At 59.2% G+C, this 20,981-nt stretch carries 14 protein-coding genes and 1 pseudogene; 5 read left to right on the top strand and 10 right to left on the bottom strand.

All coding sequences use genetic code 11. The features are described 5' to 3' along the window. The first annotated feature begins 89 nt into the window (after positions 1-89). Entirely contained in the window at positions 90-1,151 is a 1,062-nt protein-coding gene (locus tag AB4P96_RS13490; protein ID WP_017137558.1) for an FUSC family protein, read from the top strand. Positions 1,152-1,214: 63 nt separating this feature from the next. On the opposite strand, the gene AB4P96_RS13485 is transcribed toward AB4P96_RS13490, so the two are convergent. Both AB4P96_RS13485 and AB4P96_RS13480 read right to left on the bottom strand, forming a co-directional pair. Next, positions 1,215-4,883, bottom strand: coding sequence for a hypothetical protein (locus AB4P96_RS13485; RefSeq protein WP_395600865.1), 3,669 nt, complete (start codon positions 4,881-4,883; stop codon positions 1,215-1,217). Positions 4,884-5,183: 300 nt separating this feature from the next. Continuing rightward, on the bottom strand, positions 5,184-5,936 hold the full coding sequence (locus AB4P96_RS13480; protein WP_170040700.1) for a TetR/AcrR family transcriptional regulator: 753 nt from the start codon (positions 5,934-5,936) through the stop codon (positions 5,184-5,186). Positions 5,937-6,295: 359 nt separating this feature from the next. On the opposite strand from AB4P96_RS13480, the gene AB4P96_RS13475 reads away from it, so the two are divergent. The 4 genes from AB4P96_RS13475 to AB4P96_RS13460 are packed head-to-tail and all read left to right on the top strand — an operon-like array spanning position 6,296 to position 10,910. Beyond that, positions 6,296-7,003: an ABC transporter ATP-binding protein gene (locus tag AB4P96_RS13475; protein WP_395600864.1), complete on the top strand. Its 708-nt coding sequence runs from the start codon at positions 6,296-6,298 to the stop codon at positions 7,001-7,003. Next, a complete protein-coding gene (locus AB4P96_RS13470) occupies positions 7,000-8,199 on the top strand; it encodes an ABC transporter permease (protein WP_395600863.1) in 1,200 nt (399 codons plus the stop codon). Before AB4P96_RS13475 ends, AB4P96_RS13470 begins: the two co-directional genes overlap by 4 nt. Next, positions 8,192-9,673 carry a TolC family protein gene (locus AB4P96_RS13465; protein WP_138449192.1) on the top strand — a complete coding sequence of 494 codons (1,482 nt, stop codon included), beginning with the start codon at positions 8,192-8,194 and terminating at the stop codon, positions 9,671-9,673. The genes AB4P96_RS13470 and AB4P96_RS13465 overlap by 8 nt, the downstream gene beginning before the upstream one ends. Further along, complete coding sequence (locus AB4P96_RS13460) at positions 9,663-10,910, top strand: efflux RND transporter periplasmic adaptor subunit (RefSeq protein WP_099550529.1); 1,248 nt, start codon at positions 9,663-9,665, stop codon at positions 10,908-10,910. The genes AB4P96_RS13465 and AB4P96_RS13460 overlap by 11 nt, the downstream gene beginning before the upstream one ends. A 263-nt stretch (positions 10,911-11,173) precedes the next feature. Here the strand turns inward: AB4P96_RS13460 and AB4P96_RS13455 are convergent. The 8 genes and pseudogenes from AB4P96_RS13455 to AB4P96_RS13420 form a co-directional block, all read right to left on the bottom strand. Continuing rightward, a pseudogene (locus tag AB4P96_RS13455) lies at positions 11,174-12,297 on the bottom strand (IS481 family transposase). 972 nt (positions 12,298-13,269) lie between these two features. Continuing rightward, a complete protein-coding gene (locus AB4P96_RS13450) occupies positions 13,270-14,658 on the bottom strand; it encodes an FAD/NAD(P)-binding protein (RefSeq protein WP_395600862.1) in 1,389 nt (462 codons plus the stop codon). Positions 14,659-14,670: 12 nt separating this feature from the next. Beyond that, positions 14,671-15,438 carry an ABC transporter ATP-binding protein gene (locus tag AB4P96_RS13445; protein ID WP_395600861.1) on the bottom strand — a complete coding sequence of 256 codons (768 nt, stop codon included), beginning with the start codon at positions 15,436-15,438 and terminating at the stop codon, positions 14,671-14,673. A 3-nt stretch (positions 15,439-15,441) separates the two neighbouring features. Next, positions 15,442-16,782 carry an ABC transporter substrate-binding protein gene (locus AB4P96_RS13440; protein ID WP_017137549.1) on the bottom strand — a complete coding sequence of 447 codons (1,341 nt, stop codon included), beginning with the start codon at positions 16,780-16,782 and terminating at the stop codon, positions 15,442-15,444. Between the two features lie 17 nt (positions 16,783-16,799). Next, entirely contained in the window at positions 16,800-17,849 is a 1,050-nt protein-coding gene (locus tag AB4P96_RS13435) for a branched-chain amino acid ABC transporter permease (RefSeq protein WP_395600860.1), read from the bottom strand. Between the two features lie 4 nt (positions 17,850-17,853). Continuing rightward, entirely contained in the window at positions 17,854-18,735 is an 882-nt protein-coding gene (locus AB4P96_RS13430) for a branched-chain amino acid ABC transporter permease (protein WP_017137547.1), read from the bottom strand. Beyond that, a complete protein-coding gene (locus AB4P96_RS13425; RefSeq protein ID WP_236447414.1) occupies positions 18,735-19,505 on the bottom strand; it encodes an ABC transporter ATP-binding protein in 771 nt (256 codons plus the stop codon). Before AB4P96_RS13425 ends, AB4P96_RS13430 begins: the two co-directional genes overlap by 1 nt. Further along, positions 19,502-20,413 (bottom strand): AMP-binding protein, encoded by a 912-nt coding sequence (locus AB4P96_RS13420; protein WP_186618296.1) that lies wholly within the window; start codon positions 20,411-20,413, stop codon positions 19,502-19,504. Before AB4P96_RS13420 ends, AB4P96_RS13425 begins: the two co-directional genes overlap by 4 nt. Between the last annotated feature and the right edge of the window lie 568 nt (positions 20,414-20,981).

Genomic DNA, 20,981 nt, shown 5'->3' with positions numbered 1-20,981 from the left:
CTGAAAGACCGAAGTGCCTGCATCGCGGGCAAGCCCGGCTCCCACACGCGATCCGGTCCACCCTGCATAATGAGGCCACTTTAATACCGATGAACCTGCCCTTCTTCGCCCGGCGCCTGCTGCGCCCTTTGCTCGACCCCTACCGCCGCTACCGCCACGCCAAGCTGATCCACGCCGTGCGCGTGTCCATCGGCCTGCTGGCGACCATCCTGCTCACCACCGGCATCAACCTGCCCCACGGCGAGTGGGCCTCGGTGACCATGCTGATCGTGATCGGCGGCTTGCAGCACCACGGCAATATCGGCAAAAAAGCCGTGGAGCGCGCCTACGGCACCCTGATCGGTGCCAGCGTCGGCCTGCTGCTGGTGGTGCAACAGGCCTATTTCGGCATACCACTGCTGACCTATCTGCTGATGTCGGTGGTGTGCGGGTTCTTTTCCTATCACGCCATCGGCAAGGGCGGTTACATCGCGCTGCTGTCGGCGATCACGGTGTTTATCGTCGCCGGCCACGGCGACAACCCGATCTCGGATGGCTTGTGGCGCACCGTCGATATCCTTATCGGCATCGTGTTGGCACTGGCGTTTTCCTTTGCCCTGCCGCTGTACGCGGTGTATTCGTGGCGCTACAACATGGCCAGCGCACTGCGCGACTGTGCGGCGATTTACAGCCGCATCATCAACGGCCAGTCAGTCACTGACGATGAACACTTCAAGCTGCTCAACCGCCTGAATGCCGCCATACTGCAACTGCGCTCGCTGATGCCTTCGGTGTCCAAGGAAGTGCGTATCTCGATGACCGAGTTGGATATGATTCAACGGCACCTGCGCATGTGCATCAGTACCCTGGAGATTCTTGGCAACACCCGGCCGGACCCGCGTGATGAGCAGGCAATGGCGCGGATGCAAGTGATGTTAAAGGCCGAGCACCGGCAGATTCGCGTGCAATTGGTGGGGATGGCGCGCGCACTGAAATCCGGGTTTACCGAGCGCCTGGAGCGGCCTGCGGTGCACGCAGCGGATGAAGCTGGGTTGGATGCACCGGTGCAAAGTGCATTGGATGGGTATCGGTTGTTGACGTTGCAACTGGTCGGCAATGTGGAGGCGATGCGGCAATTGCTGGCGAAGACGGCAAGTCATTGGAAGATTTGAGTGGTGCAAAAAGGGACAGCCTACGGTTAGGTAGAGCTGTCCCGATTGTTCAGCGAGGAAGGATCATGTCAGGCGAATGATGCTGGCGGAGTTGACGATGAAATCGTTACCTAAGCCACTATTCTGATAGTTATGAAGGGTAACGGCCGTTACCCCGTTTGCAGGAACCTTAACGTTAGCGGCTAGCGTGTACCAAGTATTCTTGGGCGGCGAGACCACGCCAGAAATCAATCGCCCTCCTACATGTATTGCGAGAGAAGGATCCAAGTTCCATCCACCTGACGGCGAATAATTAAATATAGTAAATGAAACTTGATAGATATGAACAGCGTTAAGATTTAGATAGGTCGTGATTACCGGCCCCGCATAAGTGGGCGGTCTATCTGCAATAGTAGACAAATCAAGTCCTGATCCCGAAAACTTATATCGATCTGCTCCATTGCCTGGCGTCCAAGGGCCTAACCCGTAGACAAAGTTAGTACCCAGTGTCGCAAATGAATCAGACTTAGTGTACTGCACTAACGGAAACACCAACGCTCGGGCTTTGTCCACACCGCCATCGAAGGCAACCCTCACCTCCAGCTGAAACGTTGTACCATTAGGCAGTGCCGTCAGCGTGCCACGCAATACGGGTATATTTACAAAACCATTTTTTACTTCATCCACATTGATGGTATGAGCGGGTAATATTTCCACCGACCTGCCACCACCAATAAGGGTTATCCATATTGTTTGCCCTGCTTTACACAGCGGGACCTTGACCATGTCCGCTCGTGTATTACCGGCAAAGGTATTCAAATCGACAGTGGTACCAGCAGCTTGATTATTGATCGTTGCCTTCGGAAGGTTAGCGGGCGCAATCGCAGCAACCGATACTGTTTGAACTTCAGAGGGCGTGGATTTTCCATCACGCACGAGTACGTACATCAACTGTACCCTGCGCCCAACACCATTGTGCAGCGCCTGCTCCCCAGTAAAATCGGCCAACACTGAGCCCGTCGCACTGCCTGGAACCTCCAACTCTACAACCTCTCCATTTTCCTGTATCCATTTACACAATAAAATGTCCGAGGCGCGCATACCTTTAAGTACTATTTTGACGACAACGCTTTTCTCAATGGCCAGTGGGTCAACCGTTGTTTCTTGTGCGATCGTGGCGGCGCCAATAAGGGTCGGGAAGGCCAGCACGGTAGGAAGTTGCTGGATCACATAGGCTGTTTCGCCAAAAGGTATCGCCGTCTGCATAAGAGGAATTTTTACAAAACTGACCGAGAACGAAACTTTTAACAATGAGCCGTCCTTAAGCAGAGGTATTTTATCCATCGCCAAAGGAACGGAGACGCCCTTGGCAAGGTGATCTGCGATGACCTCGTTCGGCGTAAAAATTTTATTTTCGTAAAGTCCGCCATCAGCGAATTCGCCAGTGATCGTCATGAACATGAACTGACCCACGCTGATAAATTTCCATACATCAATAATCCAGCGAGGCGCATCCAGCTCGTAGACCGGCAGCACCGTGGTATGTGCGTATTTGCTGATATACGGCCTGGGCAGTGCATCGAGAGGCAACAGCAATAACTGCAAAGGCTCGAACGCGTAGCTGAATGACCCGCGAAGCAACGTGCAATTCATCAGGATATTATTGCCATCAGGCCGCACCGCCAGTGTGATCACTTCAACCGGAATTTTAAATGTGAAAACACCGAGCTTCGGATCAACCGTTATTTCTAGCTTATGTTGGCTGATACCATACTGCCCAAGCCAGGAAATAAGAAGGCGGTCACCTTTTGCGGCCTTCGAGTACCTCACCTCGCCATTCGCGCCGTTGATGACAGCCACCGGGTTAATCGTCATCGCGGTGGCGTTCGCCTCAAGCAGTTTAAAGCTTTCGAGGTTCACCGGCTCACCGATACTAAGCTTGAGCACTTCCGAGCGCAGGGTGACGGGCGGCGCCCCTGGGCTCATCACGCTGTAATAGATATCGAGACTCTTGCCTAGGTTATGCTCAATAAACGCTTGCTCAATGGGTGTCTCAAGTTCCAACAAGGCCTCCCCTGCAATATCCTCAAAGATATCAATTTCAATTTGAAGATAGTTTCTCGGCGATTCCCCTGCAAGGGTAAGGACTATCGTGTCCCCGACTTTTGTATTGGCATAATTAAAGTAGACCCCAACCGAATAGCCATTCAAATCCTTCAGGTCAAGGTTCCAGTTACCGTAGAATTTTTTAGCCTCTTTAATATACACTTCAGGCAATACTGGAAGCGCCTTGCCCACCTCAGCCATCACGACTTCTGATTGACGAGGACTGTTCCCATTGAACATTCTTACGTCTAAAAAAACATCAAACGGCCCCAGCCCATCGAACTGTTTCAAGAGGTCTGCCGGCAATACCTGTGTTCCGCCCTCAGCACCGGCGCGCTGCCTACTCAAAGTAACGAGTGTCGCACCGTTTTGGCCGCCTTTGTGCACCGCTTGTATAAGCTCGAGGTTGTTCGCTGCATAAGGTGAATATATCGGAACCTCAGCGACTCCATTCACATCTGCTGAAATCAGCCCGGCGTTAAAAGGGTGGAGAAGTTTCAGCGCCGGCATCCGTGTCGGTGTACCGGTTATATCGAGCGAGTAACTACCCGATTCTTTAATGAAGACATCCTTAGCAGTCCTCCACTCCCACCATAGGCGTATCGTGCCGCGGCCTATGTCATGGAAAAATTTACTGGGGAGTGAGATCGTCTCTGATTCAAAATTTCTGTCCGTGATGGCGTCGAAGCGCGTAATGACGGGTGAACCGCCCTCCGGGGAAGCTTCCACAACCAATACGATTTTGTTGAGCGGCTTGGGTGCCGGTTTTGATTTGGGGGGGTGGATCAACACTATAACTTCAGCATCAAATGGGACATCCAGATCAACGACGGTAATTTCATCGCTGTTCTTCATCACCACGGGGGCGTTGAGCAAGTTGGGATCTATTTCGCTGCGCAACATATAGGGCTTGGAAAGGGTGTACGCCCCCAGAGGCTCATTCCCCACTACGTCCTTCACGCCCATGCGAACAGTGAAAGTTCCGCGCGGTGGAAGCTTTTCCAGGTAGCCCTCGTAGGGAACTGACACAGGGTAGCCGCCCTTTTGGGACGCCTCTGTCGGACTGACCGTATGCGTATACGAAAACGTACCGAAATAGAATATATTGCTGTCATTCTGGCGGATGTCCAAATAAGGATACACCCAGATCTGAATGCCACTTTCAGCAATTTTTTTCGTGATGCTCGAGCCTTCCGGAAGATCTACAACTTTCATCAACAGGCCGCTATGCCACGGTTCCCCGGGGTTGGGATCATTACCGCCCGGTATACTCTGTTTGCAAAAAACCAAATCTTCGTCCGAACGAACTTCTTGCCCCGAACCCGCTCGAAAGACCTGCCCATAGAATCTATGGTTTCCGTCGGAAATCTTGTATCCATCGAAGCTAACAGAATATCGTTTTTTTATCTCCACGGTAACGGCTTCGGCCTTCATTGGATTAGGCAGACCCAACTGAACGGCACAGCGGTCAAACTGAGCCCAGTCTGTCCACGGCTCAAAAATCCAATAACAGATGGGCAGTAATTCATTACGCCCCAGGCCTATACGGGCCAGTTCCTTATACTTCGTATTGCTCAGGTTTATTCCGTCGGACGGCGGGTAGGGGCCAACATCTAGCCTATCGAAGTTATCTGGAGGGGTAGACATAACTATCACCTTGCTGGATTAAGGCCGCGCAGGAATAGCGCGACGAGCAAGGTAAATAAGGCGCTTGGAGCAATCGGCAAATCTACTGTCAGAACTGACAGTGGCGACGAGTGGCTGGCGCGTAGGTAAAATCCGACAGACCACGCGACCAGCGTAAATCTGTCTACCCCAGCCATTTTCTTACATTTTTTTCACGATTTATTCACATCCGCAGCCGTAGGGTGAAGCCTCATCCGTTACAAACGCTGCACATCAAAACCCGCCGCCCCAGCGGGTTTTTTTTGCTTTGGATTTAGGGATTTAACGCGCGGCTTTGGTGGCAGGCGGTGCGGCTTGTTCACGAATGGCGCGCTGGGTGTCGAGCACTTTGGCCAGTGCGGTTTCCGCTTCGGGGCTTTGCTGCGGTACGCGAATTGCGGCCGAGACCAGGGTGATCAGCTTGGCCATGACCTCGGCATCCGTGGCCGGGCGGCCCAGGCTCATGGAGTTCATCAGCAGGCGCAGTTCAGTGCCGGCCATTACCCCGGAAATCGCCTTGAGGGCAAATTGCAGGCGCACGCCCAGCTCATTGCGTGGCAGATCCGGCAGGGCCAGGGCGAAGGCTTCGAAGAAGCGCTGGAACACCGGCTGGTAATGCACCTTGAGGTATTCCTGGATAAACGGCGAGGTGTCGCTGTACACCCGGCCCAGGAAACGGATAAATGATCGCCCTTCCCCGCTGGCCGGGTCACTGCGTTCCAGGCCCATGGCCGGGGCGAACAGCACGCCGAGCAAGGTGTCGCAGTCGAGCGGGCCATCGGCCTCGGCTTCGCAGCGCGCGAGCAGTTCCAGGCGCTGCTCGTTGAGCGGCTCCAGGCGTTGCATCAGCAGGGTTTTCATCAGGGAGTCCTTGTCCCCGAAGTGGTAGTTCACGGCGGCCAGGTTCACCTGGGCGCGCTCGGTAATCTGCCGGAGCAACACGGCGTCATAGCCGTATTTGATGAAAAGAGCCTCTGTCGCATCCAGCAGTCGAGTCTTGGTAACGTTTGGAGCGCTGAGTTTCTTCGCGACCATGAAAGGTTCCACGTGGGAAATATTGTTTTAAAAAATAATTTGATTTTTTATACCGGGGCAGCCCTTCGAAAGCAAGTAGTGACACTGCGCCATGCTACGAAAGGCCTGTATAAACAGGCCTGTCGAGGGTAGCCGAAGGGATTTTCAGGCGCCGCAGCCGAACGACCGGCAAATCGTCACAAGAGGTGAAACCGCTCTACATCCATGGCTGGCGAAGCGCGTTGATCGCGGTTACTATTCAAACAATATTTTAAAAACAAGAAATAAAACCAGTCCGTGGCGCGTATCAGGCAGTTCCCGAACTTGTTACAAGGCTTTGCCGGGGGCGTGGCGATAGCGTCGAGACTGCAGGCGTAGTCATGATGACAGATACCCCCGCGCACCCAGGCTTGATCTCCCTGCAAGGCATCGGCAAGAGCTATCAGCTCGCCGGGCAACACCTGTCGATTCTCAATGACGTGTGCCTGTCCATCGCCCCCGGCGACAGCTGCGGCATTCTCGGCGCCTCAGGCTCCGGCAAAAGTACCCTGCTCAATATTCTTGGCCTGCTGGACTTGCCCGACGGCGGCCAGTACCACTTTGCCGACCACGATATCTTCAGCGCCACACCCGATGAGCTGGCGGCGATCCGCAACCAGCAGATCGGCTTTGTGTTCCAGAGTTTCAACCTGCTGCCACGCCTCAGTGCCCTGGACAACGTCGCCCTGCCCCTCAGTTACCGTGGCGTGTCGCGCCATGAGTCGGTGGAACAGGCGCTGCGCATGCTCGCGCAAGTCGGCCTGGCCGAGCGCGCCCACCACCGCCCGGCCGATCTTTCCGGTGGCCAGCGCCAACGCGTAGCGATCGCCCGCGCGCTGGTCGGCAAGCCGTCGGTGATCCTCGCCGACGAACCCACCGGCAACCTCGACAGCACCACTGCCCAGGAGATCATGGACCTGCTCCTGGCCCTGAACCGCGAGCAGCAGGTGACGCTGATTATCGTCACCCACGATGCACACATCGCCGAGCGCCTGGAGCGCAAGATCCTCGTGCGCAATGGCGTGGTGCATGAGGCTGGGCGCCTATGAGCCAGCGGGTCGAACAGAGCCTGAGCCAACTGCTGCATGAAGCCTTTGTGAGCCTGCGCACCTTGGGCAAACGTTCGATCCTGGCGTTGCTGGGCATTGTGATCGGCAGCTCATCGGTGGTGGCCCTGATCAATATCGGCCATAACGCGGCGGTGGACGCTGCGATGATTTTCAAGGACATGGGCACCGACACCCTGATCGTCCAGTTCCCGCCCAAAGGCAACAGCAATGCACCGATGCGCGCCAGCCTTGACCTGGACGCGGTGCGCCAGGCGGTGCCGGGCATTGCTCATATCGGCGCGCTCAGCCTGTTCAGCGGGCCGCTGGTGTTCCAAGGCCGCACGGCCAACGCCAACTTCGTCGGCAGCACCGCGGATATCAAGGACGCCATGCGCCTGGCCCTGCGCGAGGGGCGATTTCTGTCCGCCTTCGATGCCAACGAAACCTACGGCGTGATCGGCGATCAAGTCGCCCAGGCCTTGGGCACGCCGGGCAACCCGCTGAAGCTGGGCGACCGTGTGCGTATCAACGATTACCTGTTCCTGGTGGTGGGCATCCTGCACAACCAACCCCGCGCGATGCTGATGCCGGTGCAGGCCAACGAATCGCTGTTTATCCCCGCCGAAGGCATGCGGCGCATCTACCCGACGCCGCAGATCGGCAATGTGATCATCCGCGCCGCACCCGGCCAGGACATGGAGCGCATCGCCCGTGAGGCCGCGATTGCCCTGAAAAGCCAGCTCACCGACCACGATGTCGACATTCAGGTGCCCCAGCAAATGATCGATGGCATGACCCGGCAAAGCCGCACGTTCGCCTACTTGCTGCTGGCGCTGGGCGCGATTTCCCTGGTCGGTGGCGGTGTCGGCGTGATGAACGTGATGCTGATGAATGTCTCGGAGCGCCGCCGCGAAATCGGCATCCGCATGGCCCTGGGCGCGCGCCAGCGTGACATCCGCAATCTGTTTTTGCTCGAAGCGGTCACGCTGACGGCGGTGGGTGCGCTGTGCGGTGCGGTGCTGGGCATGACCGCCGCGTGGCTCTACGCCTGGCTGTCGGGCTGGGAATTTGCCCTGGCCGCCGCCGCCCTGCCGCTGGGCGTGGGCAGCACCTTGCTGGTGGGCTTGTTCTTTGGCATCTACCCGGCGGTCTCGGCCTCGCGGCTGCAGCCGGTGGAGGCCCTGCGCGATGAATAAATGGCTGTGGTTACTCGCCCTGGCAAGCCTGCCAGCCATGGCCGCCGATGTGGTGATCAACCCATCGGCGCCGAGCACCACCCGCAGTGGCTATGACCGCAGTGTGTCGCTCAATAACCAGGTCACGACGCTGACCCTGGGTGATGCGGTGTACCTGGGCCTGCGCAAAAACCCGGCGATCCGCAGCGCGTACCTGCAACGCGTGGCGCAAAAGTTCGACCTGCGGGTGGCCGAAGACACCTTCAACCCCAAGCTCTCCCTCAACAGTTACTACCGCCAAAGTCGCGGCTCGGCCGACAACGCTCGCAATGCCAACCTGGCACCGAGAGCGACCTTGCTCAGTGAGTACGGCACCCAGTTGAGCATGGCCTGGACCCAACAACTGAACAACGCCGACCGCGCCGGCCGCTACCGCAGCGACGGCCTCGACCTCACGCTGATCCAACCGCTGATGCGTGGCGGCGGCTGGGACGCCACCACCGCGCCGCTGCGCCTGTCGCGCCTGTCGGAGCAGGCCAACCGCCTGAACCTCAAGGCCACCGTGGCGCAGACCATCAGCCAGATCATCGCCACCTACCGCGAACTGCTGCGCGCCCAAGAGCAGTTGAGCATCGTCCAGGACGCACTCAAACGCTCCAACACCTTGCTGGACGTGAACAAGGCGCTGATCAGCGCGGGGCGCATGGCTGAGTTCGAAATCGTGCAGACCGAAGCCGATATCGCCACCCAGCAATTGGGCGTGGAAGAGGCCCAGAACCAACTCGACACCAGCCGCCTGGCCCTGCTGCGCCTGCTGGCGCTGGACCTGTCGACGCCGATCCGCGCCAGCGAAGCCCTGGAAGCCAAGCCGATGAACATCGACAAACGCCAGGCCTTCAGCCTGGCGCAGACCCAGCAGCCGGAGTACCTCGCCGCCCTGCTCGGCAGCCAACAGGCCGACCTCAACCTGGTGATCGCCAAAGACTCCGGGCGCTGGCAGGTGGACCTGGTGGCGGGCGCCAACCAGCTGCGCGATGCCTACAGCAACAATGACAGCGGCAACAACAATAACCGCACCTGGAACAGCTACGCCGGGGTGCAGGTGCAGATTCCCATCGGCGACATCAGCACCCGCCAGGCCGAGGTGCGCGCGCGGGTCAATGTGGAAGACCAGGAGATCCGTATCACCGATGCGCGCCAGGAACTGGAACGCAGTGTCAACGACGTGGTGCGCGACCTGGGCACGCGTTGGCGCCAATATGAAATTTCCCAGCGCGCCGTCGAGCTGTCGCGGCGCAAGATCGAAATCGAGCGGGAAAAACTCAGTGCCGGGCGCTCCACCAACTTCCAGGTGTTGAGTTACGAAACTGACCTGCGCAACGCCGAAAACGCGCGGCTCAATGCACTGATCGCTTATCTGAACGCCCAGACCCAGCTCGATTTGACCCTGGGCATGACGCTGGAAAGTTGGGAAATCGCCCTCAATGACTACTAATAAAAAATACCTGCTGGGTGCCGTGATCGTCGTGCTGTTGGCGGGCGCAGGCATTGCCCTGCGCAGCCCGGCTACCGATCAGCCGGCCGCAACCGAGCAATGGCTGGCAGTCAAGCCCGACCCGTTGGTGCACCAGATAGGCCTGGTGGGCAAGATCGAACCCGACACCACCATCACCCTCACCGCGCCGTTCGACGGCAATGTGCTGGTCAACCTGGTTGAACAAGGCCAACGCGTCGAGGCCGGCCAGGTACTGTTGCGCATGGACCCCTCCACCCTCGAAGTGCAACTGCGCGACGCGCTCTCCGCCCAGCTCAAAGCCCGGCGCACCGTGCAAGAGATGCAAGACTGGGACAGCAGCCCCGCCGTCAGCCGCGCACGCCGCAGCCTGCGCACCGCAGAAATGACCGCCGGCAACACCCAGCGCAAACTCACCGAGAGTGAAAACCTGTTCAAGCGCGGCATCATCCCGCGCAACGAGCTGGACGATCTCAAGCAGCAGACCCAACAGCAACAACTGGACCTGGCCTCGGCCCGCAGCGAGCTGCAGCAGGCGCAAGATCAGGGCAAAGGCGAATACCGACAAATCGCCGAGATGGAGCTGACCAACGCCACGGTGAAATACGACGCCCTGCACAAGCTGCTCGACGGCCAAGAGGTCAAGGCGCCCTTCTCCGGCATCGTCGTGCCGGCGCCGGGCAGCAATAACTCCTCGCCAGGGGGAGCCAATAACAACGCACCGGTGCAGGCCGGCAGCAAGGTCAGCCAGGGCCAGGTGCTGTTCGGGCTGGCCAATATCGAACGGCTGAAAATTGTCGCCAAGGTGTCGGAACTGGACATCAACCAGTTGCATCAGGGCCAGGCCGTGGAAGTGATGGGTGATGGCTTTGACGGCGAGCGCCTGACCGGCTCCGTCAGCGTGGTCAGCGGCCTGGCGATTGCCAGCGATAGCCAGGGCAGCGCGCAGTTTCCGGTCACCTTGTCGATCCCCACGCTCACTGCGCAGCAATTGCAGCGGGTGCGGCTGGGGATGAGTGCGCGGTTGACCATCGTCACCTACAACAATGCGCAGGCGATTGTGGTGCCGAGCCAGGCGATCCAGCCGGACATGAGCGTGGAATATCGGGCCGCGATGGATAAGCCGGTTGAGCGGGTGAAAGTCACCACAGGACAGTCAACCGCCGAAGGTGTCGAGGTGTTTGGGCTCAAGCCGGGGTTTGTAAAAACATCAAAATAGCCGGAGATCCAAAGGTGGGAGCTGGCTTGCCTGCGATGGCGGACTGTCAGTTAAAACAGTTGTGCCTGACCCACCACCATCGCAGCTTGGGTATCTACACAACGTTAACGGGCTGGCTGACCAGGAGGGTGGTCGGTCGGGGTGCATATCCATTGCTGCGGTAACGGCTGAGTAGGGTTCCGCTCTTACAGCGGGTCACTTTTGTAAAGACATGTACGGACCGGACACATGGTTGACACATGTGCGGGGACATGGTGGACACATTATTGACCATAATCAGGCTTACTAATGTCGATTGTTCGCAAAAAGTGATGGCAGAAATAGACGTCGAACAGACCATCGCTTTCTGCGTTCGGGCGGATTGCTATGTGCTGTCCTACCAAGCCTTTTGCGATGCTGAAGTAGCGTTTTTGGAAGCGAAAACGGCTGTGATAAACCTTGGCTAACACGTCGTCTGGTCCGTATTCAAACTCAGGTAGCTTTTGCGGATAAGCCCAAGGACTGCTGCGATAGCGGTCCATGGGCACCTTGTATTCCAGCGCCTGATGAGGACGTTGCAGGTTGTATATTTCACGCCATTGATCGAATGCTGATTGAGCATCCGCTAGCGTAGAAAAGTGACGCCCGTTAAGGACTTCTGCCTTGAGTGATCGATGAAAACGCTCGATTTTCCCATTTGTTTGCGGATGGTAGGGACGACTGAAACTTATCCGAATTCCCAAACGCACCAGCCAAATACTCAACTCTGTGATCTCGCCAGGATTACGCGGTGAGCCCCATGGCGCGCCATTGTCGACGTTGATACGTGCCGGTAAACCGTAAGTTTCAAATACCTCGCTCATCTTCTGTTTTACGGTGGTGCCTCGCTCGTTATCACACGCTTGGATGGCCAGGTTGAACCGCGAATGATCGTCCAGGATGGTCAGGGGGGGCATCGGCCTTGCTGCATTGCAAAGTGGCCTTTGAAATCCATCTGCCAAAGATCGTTGGGCTCAGGATGTTCAAATCTCAGCCGGGCCTCTGGTTCTTTCTCTGAAGGCTTAATCAAGCTGTGCCGGTGCAGGACATTAGTGACAGTACTGGGAGCAATTCGCTTGTCCAGCATGCTGCTAATTGTGCGTCCGCCCCATGCCGGATGATCTTGGCGAAGTGCAACGACCTCAGCCTCCAGCTCGGCCCGGGTCAGTTTGGGGCTGCTGGCGGGCCTGCGTGACTTCTCTTGCAAACCTGCAGAGCCGCCGGCCTCGTAACGCTTTAGCCACTTGTAGGCGGTTTGCGGACTTATACCAAATCGTCGACACAGCTCTCGCTTATTACTGCCGGGTTTCTTTGCTAAGGAAACAAACTCTTGTTTTAGGCTCATGGCGTCTCTCGTGTTCCAGGGCATGATGGCCTCCCGGCGAAGCTGGCTTCGCCGAGAAGTGTCCACCATGTCCCCGCACACCCGTCAACCATGTGTCCGGTCCGTACACAAGGACGCAAAAGTAACCAAAAGGTCCTCGCCCCAACACTCGGTGCCTCGCTGTGGCTCGGCATGCCCGCAATCCGACAGTGATTTGGGGGGCCGCCGCGATGGGCCATCCTTGGCCCAGCGCGGCTAAACCGGCATCCCTGCCGGTTTACCCCCCAAATCCCTGTCAGATTCCGGCCATCGTGTTTGACGGGGCGATTTCAGATCAAGATCAAAAGCGCAGATCAAAAGACCGCTGACTTCGTCATCGAAAAGGATGTAAGGGCCGGAGCAACAGCAACAGCAAAGCAACAGCAGAGCCATACTCGGTCAAAGGTGGGAGCTGGCTTGCCTGCGATTGCATCAACTCTGTGTACCTGAAACACCGAGGTGTCTGCATCGCAGGCAAGCCAGCTCCCACAGAAAAGCAGCTCTTCAGTGTATTCAGATAGGCTTTTGCCTTGCACTTGATCTCGCTCTTGCTTCAACCACTCAGGTCGGCTTTCAGGCCGCCGTGCTCTACTTTTGATCTTGCTTTTGATCTGAGGCGCCCCGTTAACCACGATGGCCGAACGCAGGCTTGAATCCGTGGGTAACCCGGCAGGACGCCGGGTTAGCCGCGCTGGGCCAAGGATGGCCCATCGCGGCGGCCCACGGATTCAAGCCGGAGTGAGGGCACACCGAGCCTAAGCGAGGGGCCGAGTGGTGGGGCGAGGACCTTTTGGTTACTTTTGACTGGGCCGGCATTCCGGTCCTTGCAAAAGTGACCCGCTGTAAGAGCGGAACCATAAGCCGCCGTGACTTAAATAACGGATATGCCCCCAAGATAAAACAGCCCGACACCCCAGACGCCAATAGTTGTGTAGATGCCTATGGCCATCGCAGCCAAGCCAGCTCCCACATTCAGAGTCAGGTGAGTCTGGCGGCCAGGGCTTTGGCCTGGAGCGCCACATCGGTGACTGCCGTGCTCTCCCACCACATCCCGCGCAACGGCGGGCCCATGGCAAACAGGCGTTGGCTGACCTGGCCTTGAGCATCCAGCACTGCACCTGATGTATCCGCCGCAATTCCCAACGCCAACGGCCCAGGCTTGATCAACCCACGTTTGAGCAACTGCTGCGGCAGCGGTTTGGCCACTCGCCGCCAGTCGTACTCAATACCGCTGGAGTTAATCAACGCAGCACCCGACACCTGGGTGACAGCTTGTTCGCCGCGCCGTCGCAGCTTGATCGTCACGCCGCTGTCCGACGCCACCAGCCCCCTGAACGACGCCGCCTGAACCCGCAGCCGTCCTTCTGCATGCAACCGCGCCACCAACTGCGCGCTCAATGGCGGCGAGCGATGGTGATGGCTCTCCCACCACGGCCTTACATGGCGCACGAACTGGCGTTTCTCGCGCTCACTGGCCTGGCTCCACAAGCGGCCGATATGCGCTCGCACCGTGTCCAGCGGCGCTTGCCAATCAATGCCCTGCTCCACCGACAGTTGGCATTGGCGCCGCACCTCGCGCAGCAACTGTCGAGGGCTGCGCAGGTTGTGGTCGTCGGCGAGGAAGTCCACCCAGCTCGGCGGTTGCCGGCGTACGTGGGGCAGCAGGCCGTGGCGCGAAAATATCTCGATTGGCCCACGATGGCCGGCCTGTTCCAGGGACACCACGGCATCCACCATGGTCAACCCGGAACCGATGATCAGCACCGTCGACTGCGGCTCGATCTGGCGCATGGCCTTGACGTCCCACGGGTCCACTGCCGCTGCATTCAAGCCGCTGGATTCGGTCTGCGGCGTGCGTGCCGCCGGGAACATGCCAGTGGCCAATACGGCCTGAGCACCGCGCAATTGTTGGCCGTTATCCAGCGTCAGCCGAGTTGAGTCGGCATCCACTTGCAGGTCGACCACCTCGGCACGAATATGCTCGACCGTGGAAGCCGAGAGCGCCTTGGCCTCAGCCAGACGCTGTTGCGCATACACGCCAAAAATCCCGCGTGGCGGGAACAACTCACTGATGGGTACAGGCTGCTGATTCGACTCCGGCCAGCCCCCAGCACCGATGTAGTCGGTGAGCCATTGGGTCAAGTCATCGGGGTTGTCCGGGTCGACACTCATGCGCGCCGCATTGCCGTTCAGGGTGTGCCCCAGTTCGACGGCACTGTAGGCCTCGCCACGGCCAAGCTCCTCGCGTGGCTCAATCACCAGGATCTGCCGCTTGCCAGGCTGGCGCAGCAGTTGCACCGCCAGCATGGTGCCGCTCAAGCCGCCGCCGATGATCAGCACATCAGCGTTGCGGATGGATTCAGTCATGCACATTCGCCCTTACTGTTTGCCCAGATAAATATCATGCAAATCACCCCGCGCCAGCAGTTCAGCCGCACTGCCGCTCAAAACCACGCGCCCAGTATCCAGCACATAGCCGTGGGAGGCATAGTTGAGCGCGACATTGATGTTCTGCTCGGCGATCAGGAAGCTCACCTGTTGCTCGCGGTTAAGCTGGGCGATGATTGCGAAAATCTCCTGCACGATCATCGGCGCCAAACCCATGGAGGGTTCGTCGAGTAACACCAACGTCGGCCGGGTCATCAAGGCGCGGCCAATGGCGACCATTTGCTGCTCGCCGCCGGAGGTCAGCCCGGCGCGGGTGTGGCGCTTGGTCTTGAGCCGTGGGAACCAGGCGTAGATACGCTCCAGGTCGTGCTCCATGTCTTGGCGGCTCAGGCGCCGCACGAAGCCGCCGCTGCGCAGGTTGTCTTCCACGCTCAGTTGGCCGAACACATGGCGGCCTTCCAATACGTGGACCATGCCCTGGCGCACCCGTTGGCTGGGGTCGATGCCGGCCAGGTCGCGGCCGGCATACTCGATCACGCCACGGCTGACTTCGGCGCGCTCGGCGCGTACCAGCCCCGAAATGGCCTTGAGCGTGGTGCTTTTGCCGGCGCCGTTGGCACCCAGCAACGCCACGATGGCGCCCTTGGGCACGTGCAGCGAGACCCCGGCCACCGCCAGTATGGCGCCGTCGTAGATCACTTCGATGTCATTGACGTTTAACAGTGACGGGCTCGCAGGTTGAGCGGCGGGCTGGCTCATGGCTTATTCATCCCCGGTGCAGGTACGCGGCGTCAGGCCTTTTTCCTTGGCGAACGCGGCGGACTTTTCATCGATCAGCGGGCGCAGCAGCGCACGGTCGGCGGCGATCCAGTCGCTGATCAGCGTCCAGTTGGCGCCATCCCACTGCTGCACACGCGCCGAGCCGCCGCCTTCGTGGTCGCGGCACGACAGCTTGAGGTTCTGCATCAGGCCCAGATAGCCCATGTCTTTAAGGCGTGCATCATCGATATTCAAGTGCTCCAGGCCCCAACGGCCTTCTTCGCCATTAAGCGGGCGCTTGCCGAACTTGGCCTGGGCGGTACGGATCGCTTCCACCGCCACGGCGGCGTTCACCAGGCCGGAGTTGTAGTAGACGCTGCCGAAGTTTTTCAGGTCCTTGAGGTCGCTGTGGCCCTTGTCGAGGATGTACTGTTTGAGGCGTTTATGGATCTCGAAATCAGCGCCTGCCGGGTAAGGCGTGAGCGCCAGGTAACCTTTGGCGGCGGCGCCCGCGGGCAACACGTCTTCGCTGGAGCTGGCCCAGATATCGCCAATGATATGGTCAACCGGGAAGCCGAAACGCGCTGCCGTTTTCACCGCCACCGGCGTGGACACGCCCCAGGTGCGCAAAAACACCCAGTCCGGATTGGCTTGGCGCACCTGACGCCATTGCGCTGATTGCTCGTTGCCCGGGTCGGCCACCGGGATCTGAATGTTTTCAAAGCCGTACTTCTCAGCCAGCAACTTTAACGGGCCGAGGGTTTCGCGACCGTAAGCCGAATCGTGATAGACGGTGGCGATCTTCTTGCCCTTGAGTTTGTCGAAGCCGCCTTCGCGCTGGGCAATGTAATTCACCAGCGTGGACGCTTCGCTGTAGAAGGTCAGCATCACCGGGAAGTTATACGGAAACACCGTGCCGTCGGTGGCTTCGGTGCGGCCATAACCGAGGGTAATCAACGGGATCTTGTCGACTTCCGCACGCTCGCTCAACGCATAGGCCGCCGGTGCGCCGTTAGGCTGGTAGACCGCGACCGGCGCGCCATCCAGGCCATTCTTGAAGCGCTCGTAGCACTCGATGCCCTTCTCTGCCGTCCATTCGGTCTCGCATTCCTGCCACACCAGCTTGACGCCGTTGATGCCGCCTTCGACCTCGTTGATATAACGCAGGTAGTCGATCATCCCGGCCCACACCTGCACGCCGCTGGAGGCATAGGCGCCGACGCGGTAGGTGGCCAACGGGATAAATTGCTGGTCGGGCGAGGCGATTGCCTGGGGCACAGCACCGGCCAAAGCTGCCAACGCAAAAGCAGCGCCGACAAGGGAACGTTTCAAGGATGTACGCATAGGAGTTCTCATCAAGGTCAGAAACGCAGCGGCCATTGCCGCAGACGGTCACGCAGGTTGTGCAAGAGGCGAATCAAGCCTTCGGGTTCCTTGATCAGGAACACGATGATCAACACGCCAAAAATGATTTTCTGCAGGTTCTGCAACTGCCCCGCATCCACCGAGCCACCGAACAGCGCCTGTCCGGCGTGGCTGAGAAAAATCGGCAGCAAACTGATAAATGCCGCACCGACAAAGTTGCCGGCAATGCTGCCCATGCCGCCGATAATGATGATGAACAGGATCTGGAACGAGCGGTTGATATCAAAGCTGCTGGCGCTGGCCGTGCCCAGGTAGGCGAAGGCCCACAACGCGCCGGCGATGCCTAAGTAGAACGAGCTGACCGCGAAGGCCAGGCGCTTGTAGCGCACCACCGGGATGCCGACAACAGCGGCGGCGGTGTCCATGTCGCGGATTGCCATCCAGTTACGCCCTACCTGGCTGCGCACCAGGTTGATGGCAGTGCAGGTCAACAGCAGCACCGTGACCAACGTCAGCCAGTAACGGCCCAGCGGCGTATTGAGGTCATGGCCGAACAGCGAAAGCTTCGGCGCCGAAATGGTCCCGGAGGAGCCGTAGTTGTAGAACCACGGGAATTTGACGAACAGCCACTCCAAAAAGAACTGCGCCGCCAGCGTGGTGACCATCAAGTAGAAGCCTTTGATCCGCGAGCTGGGCAAACCAAACAGCAGCCCAACGACCGCGCTGATCACCCCACCGCCGAGCAGCGCCACCGGCAGGCCGAGCTCGGGCAGACGCAGCAGAAAACCGTAGGTGGCAAACGCGCCAACGGCCATGAAACCCGCCGCGCCCACTGAGGTTTGCCCGGTATAGCCGGTGAGCAGATTCAGGCCCAGCCCGGCCAGCGACAGCACCAGAAACGGGATCAGGATCGCATTGAGCCAATAGTCATTGCCCCACAGCGGCACCCCGATAAAGGCCACGGCCAATAAGCCGATCAGACCCCAGGGCAAACGCCGCTGAATCAGTAATAACGGCGCGGTTTCTTGAACAACGGGTATCGACATGGTTTCAGACTCGCTCGATGGCGCGCTCGCCGAACAGGCCGGCGGGACGGATATACAGGAAGGCCAGGGCCAATACATAAGCGAACCACGGCGTGATACCGCCACCGATCAGGGGGCCGACATACACCTCGGCGAGGTTCTCCGCCGCACCGACAATCAGCCCGCCGACAATCGCCCCGCCAATCGAGGTAAAGCCCCCGATGATCAACACCGGCAAGGCCTTGAGCACCACCAGCGAAAGGGAAAACTGTACGCCCTGGCGTGCGCCCCACAGCAACCCCGCCACCAACCCGACAATGCCGGCCACGGCCCAGACGATCTGCCAGATACGGTTGAGGTTGATGCCGATGGACAGCGCCGCCGTGGTGTCATCCGCCACGGCGCGCAACGACACACCGATGCGAGTCTTGTTGAACAGCAACGCCAGCACGGTTACCAGCACCACGGCAGCCGCCGCGGCGATCAAATCAAACTGGCTGAGCATCAGCGGCCCGACAAACAGCGGCACGTCGTCGATGCCCAAGTCCAGCGCACGCACCTGCGAGCCCATCAGCCCTTGGGCCAGGCCTTCGATGATGAACGACAGGCCCAAGGTGGCCATGAACAGGGTGATCTGCGAGCGGTTCACCAGCGGGCGCAGTACCAGCCGCTCGATGAGCAAGGCGCCGATGATCATCACGATTACCGTCAGCAGCAACGCCAGGGCAAAGGGCACGCCCTGGTCATGCAGGCTGACAAAGGTCAGCGCGGCAAACAGCAGCATCGAGCCCTGGGCGAAATTGAACACGCCGCTGGCCTTGTAGATCAGCACGAAACCGATGGCCACCAGCGAGTACATGGTGCCGGCGAGCAGGCCGCCGAGCAGGGTTTCAAAGAAGAACGTCATCAGTGTGCGACTCCCAGGTACGCCGCGATCACCTCGGGGTCGGCCTGTACCTGCGCAGGTGTGCCGTCGCCGACTTTGCGCCCGTAGTCGAGCACCACCACATGGTCGGACAGGCCCATCACCACGCCGATGTCGTGTTCGATCAACACCACGGTGGTGCCGAGGTCGCGGTTGACGTCGGCGACAAAGCGCGCCATGTCCTGTTTTTCCTCGGCGTTCATCCCGGCCATGGGCTCGTCCAGCAGCAACAGGCTGGGGCCGGCGATCAAGGCACGGCCCAGCTCTACGCGCTTTTGCAAACCGTAAGAGAGGTTGCCCACCAGCACATCGCGGTGCGCTTGCAGTTCGAGGAACTCGAGGATGCCTTGGCCGCGCAGGCGAAAGGCTTCGGCCTCACGGCGGGCGCGGGGCAAGCCCAGGGCTTGCTCGATAAAGCTGGTGCGCATATGCCGCGACAGGCCGGTAAGGATGTTGTCGAGCACGCTCATTTTCTTGAACAGTGCGTTGTTCTGAAAAGTACGCCCGATACCTCGACGCGCCGCACCCAAAGGGTCGATGCGGTGCAAGTGTTGTTGCTCAAACACAATCTCACCGGCATCGAAGCGGTACACGCCGTTAAGCACATTGAGCAGCGAACTTTTACCGGCGCCGTTGGGGCCGATCAGCGCACAGATTTCGCCGCGCTGCACCTCAAAGGACAAGGCATTGATGGCCTTGACGCCTTTGAACGACAGCGAGATCTCGCGCACCTGGAGAATGGTCTGGCTCATGCGATGTCCCGTTTGAATTCAGCCAGCCATGCTGGATCGCGGCTGGTTTTTTGCGCGCTGGCTGGCTGCCAGATATAGGTCAACCGTTGGAAGCCCAGCAGCCTGCGTACACGATTTTTCAACAGGCGCCGCAGGCCACTTTGCGGGTGAGCGATGGCCCACTCACACACGCGTCGGCGCCAGGTGCCGTGGGGCGCCAGGCGGCTTTCGATATCGTCGGCCAGGTGCTGTAAACGCTCGGGGGACAGCAGCAGGCCGGTCGGCGCGACCTCACCGCGATCACGTCGGGCCGAGGCCGGGCTTTCCGGAAAAGCCAGGCCGTGGCCGCTGTTCAACCATTGCTCCAGGACTACCGCCAGGCCGCCTTGCCAGTGGGTGCCCTCCTCGCTCCACAACACGGTTTCACCGCTCGGTTGCCACCAGCGCTGCAGGTGTTGCGCCGGGTCTGCCGGGCCGAGCAATTGGGTGAAATCCAACAGATTGGCAGACTGCCAGTGCCGCACCTGCTGCCGCCCCTGGGTATACGAATGGCTGGGGTGAATGCGCCATAGCTGTTGGTACAGGGCTTCTGGCTCCAGGTCATCGGCCAGGGTCAACACCTGCCCGCCGGCAGACTGCGCGGCCAGCGCCAACAGCAGCAGGTCAGGCTCGAACGTGCCGCTTAAGGCCAAGCGTGATTGCGCGCTGAAACCTTGCTGGCGCAAACCATCGGCCAGGCGCTCGACGTCGCGCAACACGTCGATCCAGCGCCAGGCATACCACTGCCCCTGGCGCTTGTGACGCAGGGCGATGTGCAGCGGGGTGAGCTGCGCCCAGTGCTGCAAATGCTCCAGGGCTTCGGGCAGGTTGCCGAGCAGTTCGGCAGGCCATTCCAGCGCCTGCGGACGTTTGAGTTCGTGCACGCTCATAGGGGTAACGCTCCTATTCAAGTAGTGTGCGTGCGGTGGTCCGCTGGCCAGGTCAGGTGGTTCAAAACCGATCAACTGTGGCAAGCCAGCTCCCACATTGACCGAGGTGCTTCAGTTAGATTGCGCTGGTTTTGAGGTCGCGGTGGTCCGCTGGCCAGGTTAAGTGGATCAACACCAATCAACTGTGGGAGCTGGCTTGCCTGCGATGGCGGCGTGTCAGCTGGCTCATTTCTGGCTGACCCACCGCTTTCGCAGGCAAGCCAGCTCCCACATGGACCGAGGTGCTTCAGTTAGATTGCAGTGGCTTTGAGGTCGCGGTAGCCCGCTGGCCTAGTCAGGTGGATCAACACCAATCAACTGTGGGAGCTGGCTTGCCTGCGATGGCGGCGTGTCAGCTGGCTCATCTCTAACTGATCTAACGCTTTCGCAGGCAAGCCAGCTCCCACATGGACCGAGGTGCTTCAGTTAGATTGCGCTGGCTTTGAGGTCGCGGTGGTCCGCTGGCCTAGTCAGGTGGATCAACAGCAATCAACTGTGGGAGCTGGCTTGCCTGCGATGGCGGCGTGTC

The sequence above is a fragment of the Pseudomonas sp. B19125 genome (genome assembly GCF_044218855.1).
GTDB classification, from domain to species: Bacteria; Pseudomonadota; Gammaproteobacteria; order Pseudomonadales; family Pseudomonadaceae; genus Aquipseudomonas; species Aquipseudomonas edaphica.
This window is presented reverse-complemented; position numbering and strand designations above follow the sequence as displayed.

Bases quoted from the DNA above. Each gene is read 5' to 3' on its own strand.
- AB4P96_RS13490 (WP_017137558.1), top strand. From the start codon at position 90: ATGAACCTGCCCTTCTTCGCCCGGCGCCTGCTGCGCCCTTTGCTCGAC.
- AB4P96_RS13485 (WP_395600865.1), bottom strand. From the start codon at position 4,883: ATGTCTACCCCTCCAGATAACTTCGATAGGCTAGATGTTGGCCCCTAC.
- AB4P96_RS13480 (WP_170040700.1), bottom strand. From the start codon at position 5,936: ATGGTCGCGAAGAAACTCAGCGCTCCAAACGTTACCAAGACTCGACTG.
- AB4P96_RS13475 (WP_395600864.1), top strand. From the start codon at position 6,296: ATGATGACAGATACCCCCGCGCACCCAGGCTTGATCTCCCTGCAAGGC.
- AB4P96_RS13470 (WP_395600863.1), top strand. From the start codon at position 7,000: ATGAGCCAGCGGGTCGAACAGAGCCTGAGCCAACTGCTGCATGAAGCC.
- AB4P96_RS13465 (WP_138449192.1), top strand. From the start codon at position 8,192: ATGAATAAATGGCTGTGGTTACTCGCCCTGGCAAGCCTGCCAGCCATG.
- AB4P96_RS13460 (WP_099550529.1), top strand. From the start codon at position 9,663: ATGACTACTAATAAAAAATACCTGCTGGGTGCCGTGATCGTCGTGCTG.
- AB4P96_RS13450 (WP_395600862.1), bottom strand. From the start codon at position 14,658: ATGACTGAATCCATCCGCAACGCTGATGTGCTGATCATCGGCGGCGGC.
- AB4P96_RS13445 (WP_395600861.1), bottom strand. From the start codon at position 15,438: ATGAGCCAGCCCGCCGCTCAACCTGCGAGCCCGTCACTGTTAAACGTC.
- AB4P96_RS13440 (WP_017137549.1), bottom strand. From the start codon at position 16,782: ATGCGTACATCCTTGAAACGTTCCCTTGTCGGCGCTGCTTTTGCGTTG.
- AB4P96_RS13435 (WP_395600860.1), bottom strand. From the start codon at position 17,849: ATGTCGATACCCGTTGTTCAAGAAACCGCGCCGTTATTACTGATTCAG.
- AB4P96_RS13430 (WP_017137547.1), bottom strand. From the start codon at position 18,735: ATGACGTTCTTCTTTGAAACCCTGCTCGGCGGCCTGCTCGCCGGCACC.
- AB4P96_RS13425 (WP_236447414.1), bottom strand. From the start codon at position 19,505: ATGAGCCAGACCATTCTCCAGGTGCGCGAGATCTCGCTGTCGTTCAAA.
- AB4P96_RS13420 (WP_186618296.1), bottom strand. From the start codon at position 20,413: ATGAGCGTGCACGAACTCAAACGTCCGCAGGCGCTGGAATGGCCTGCC.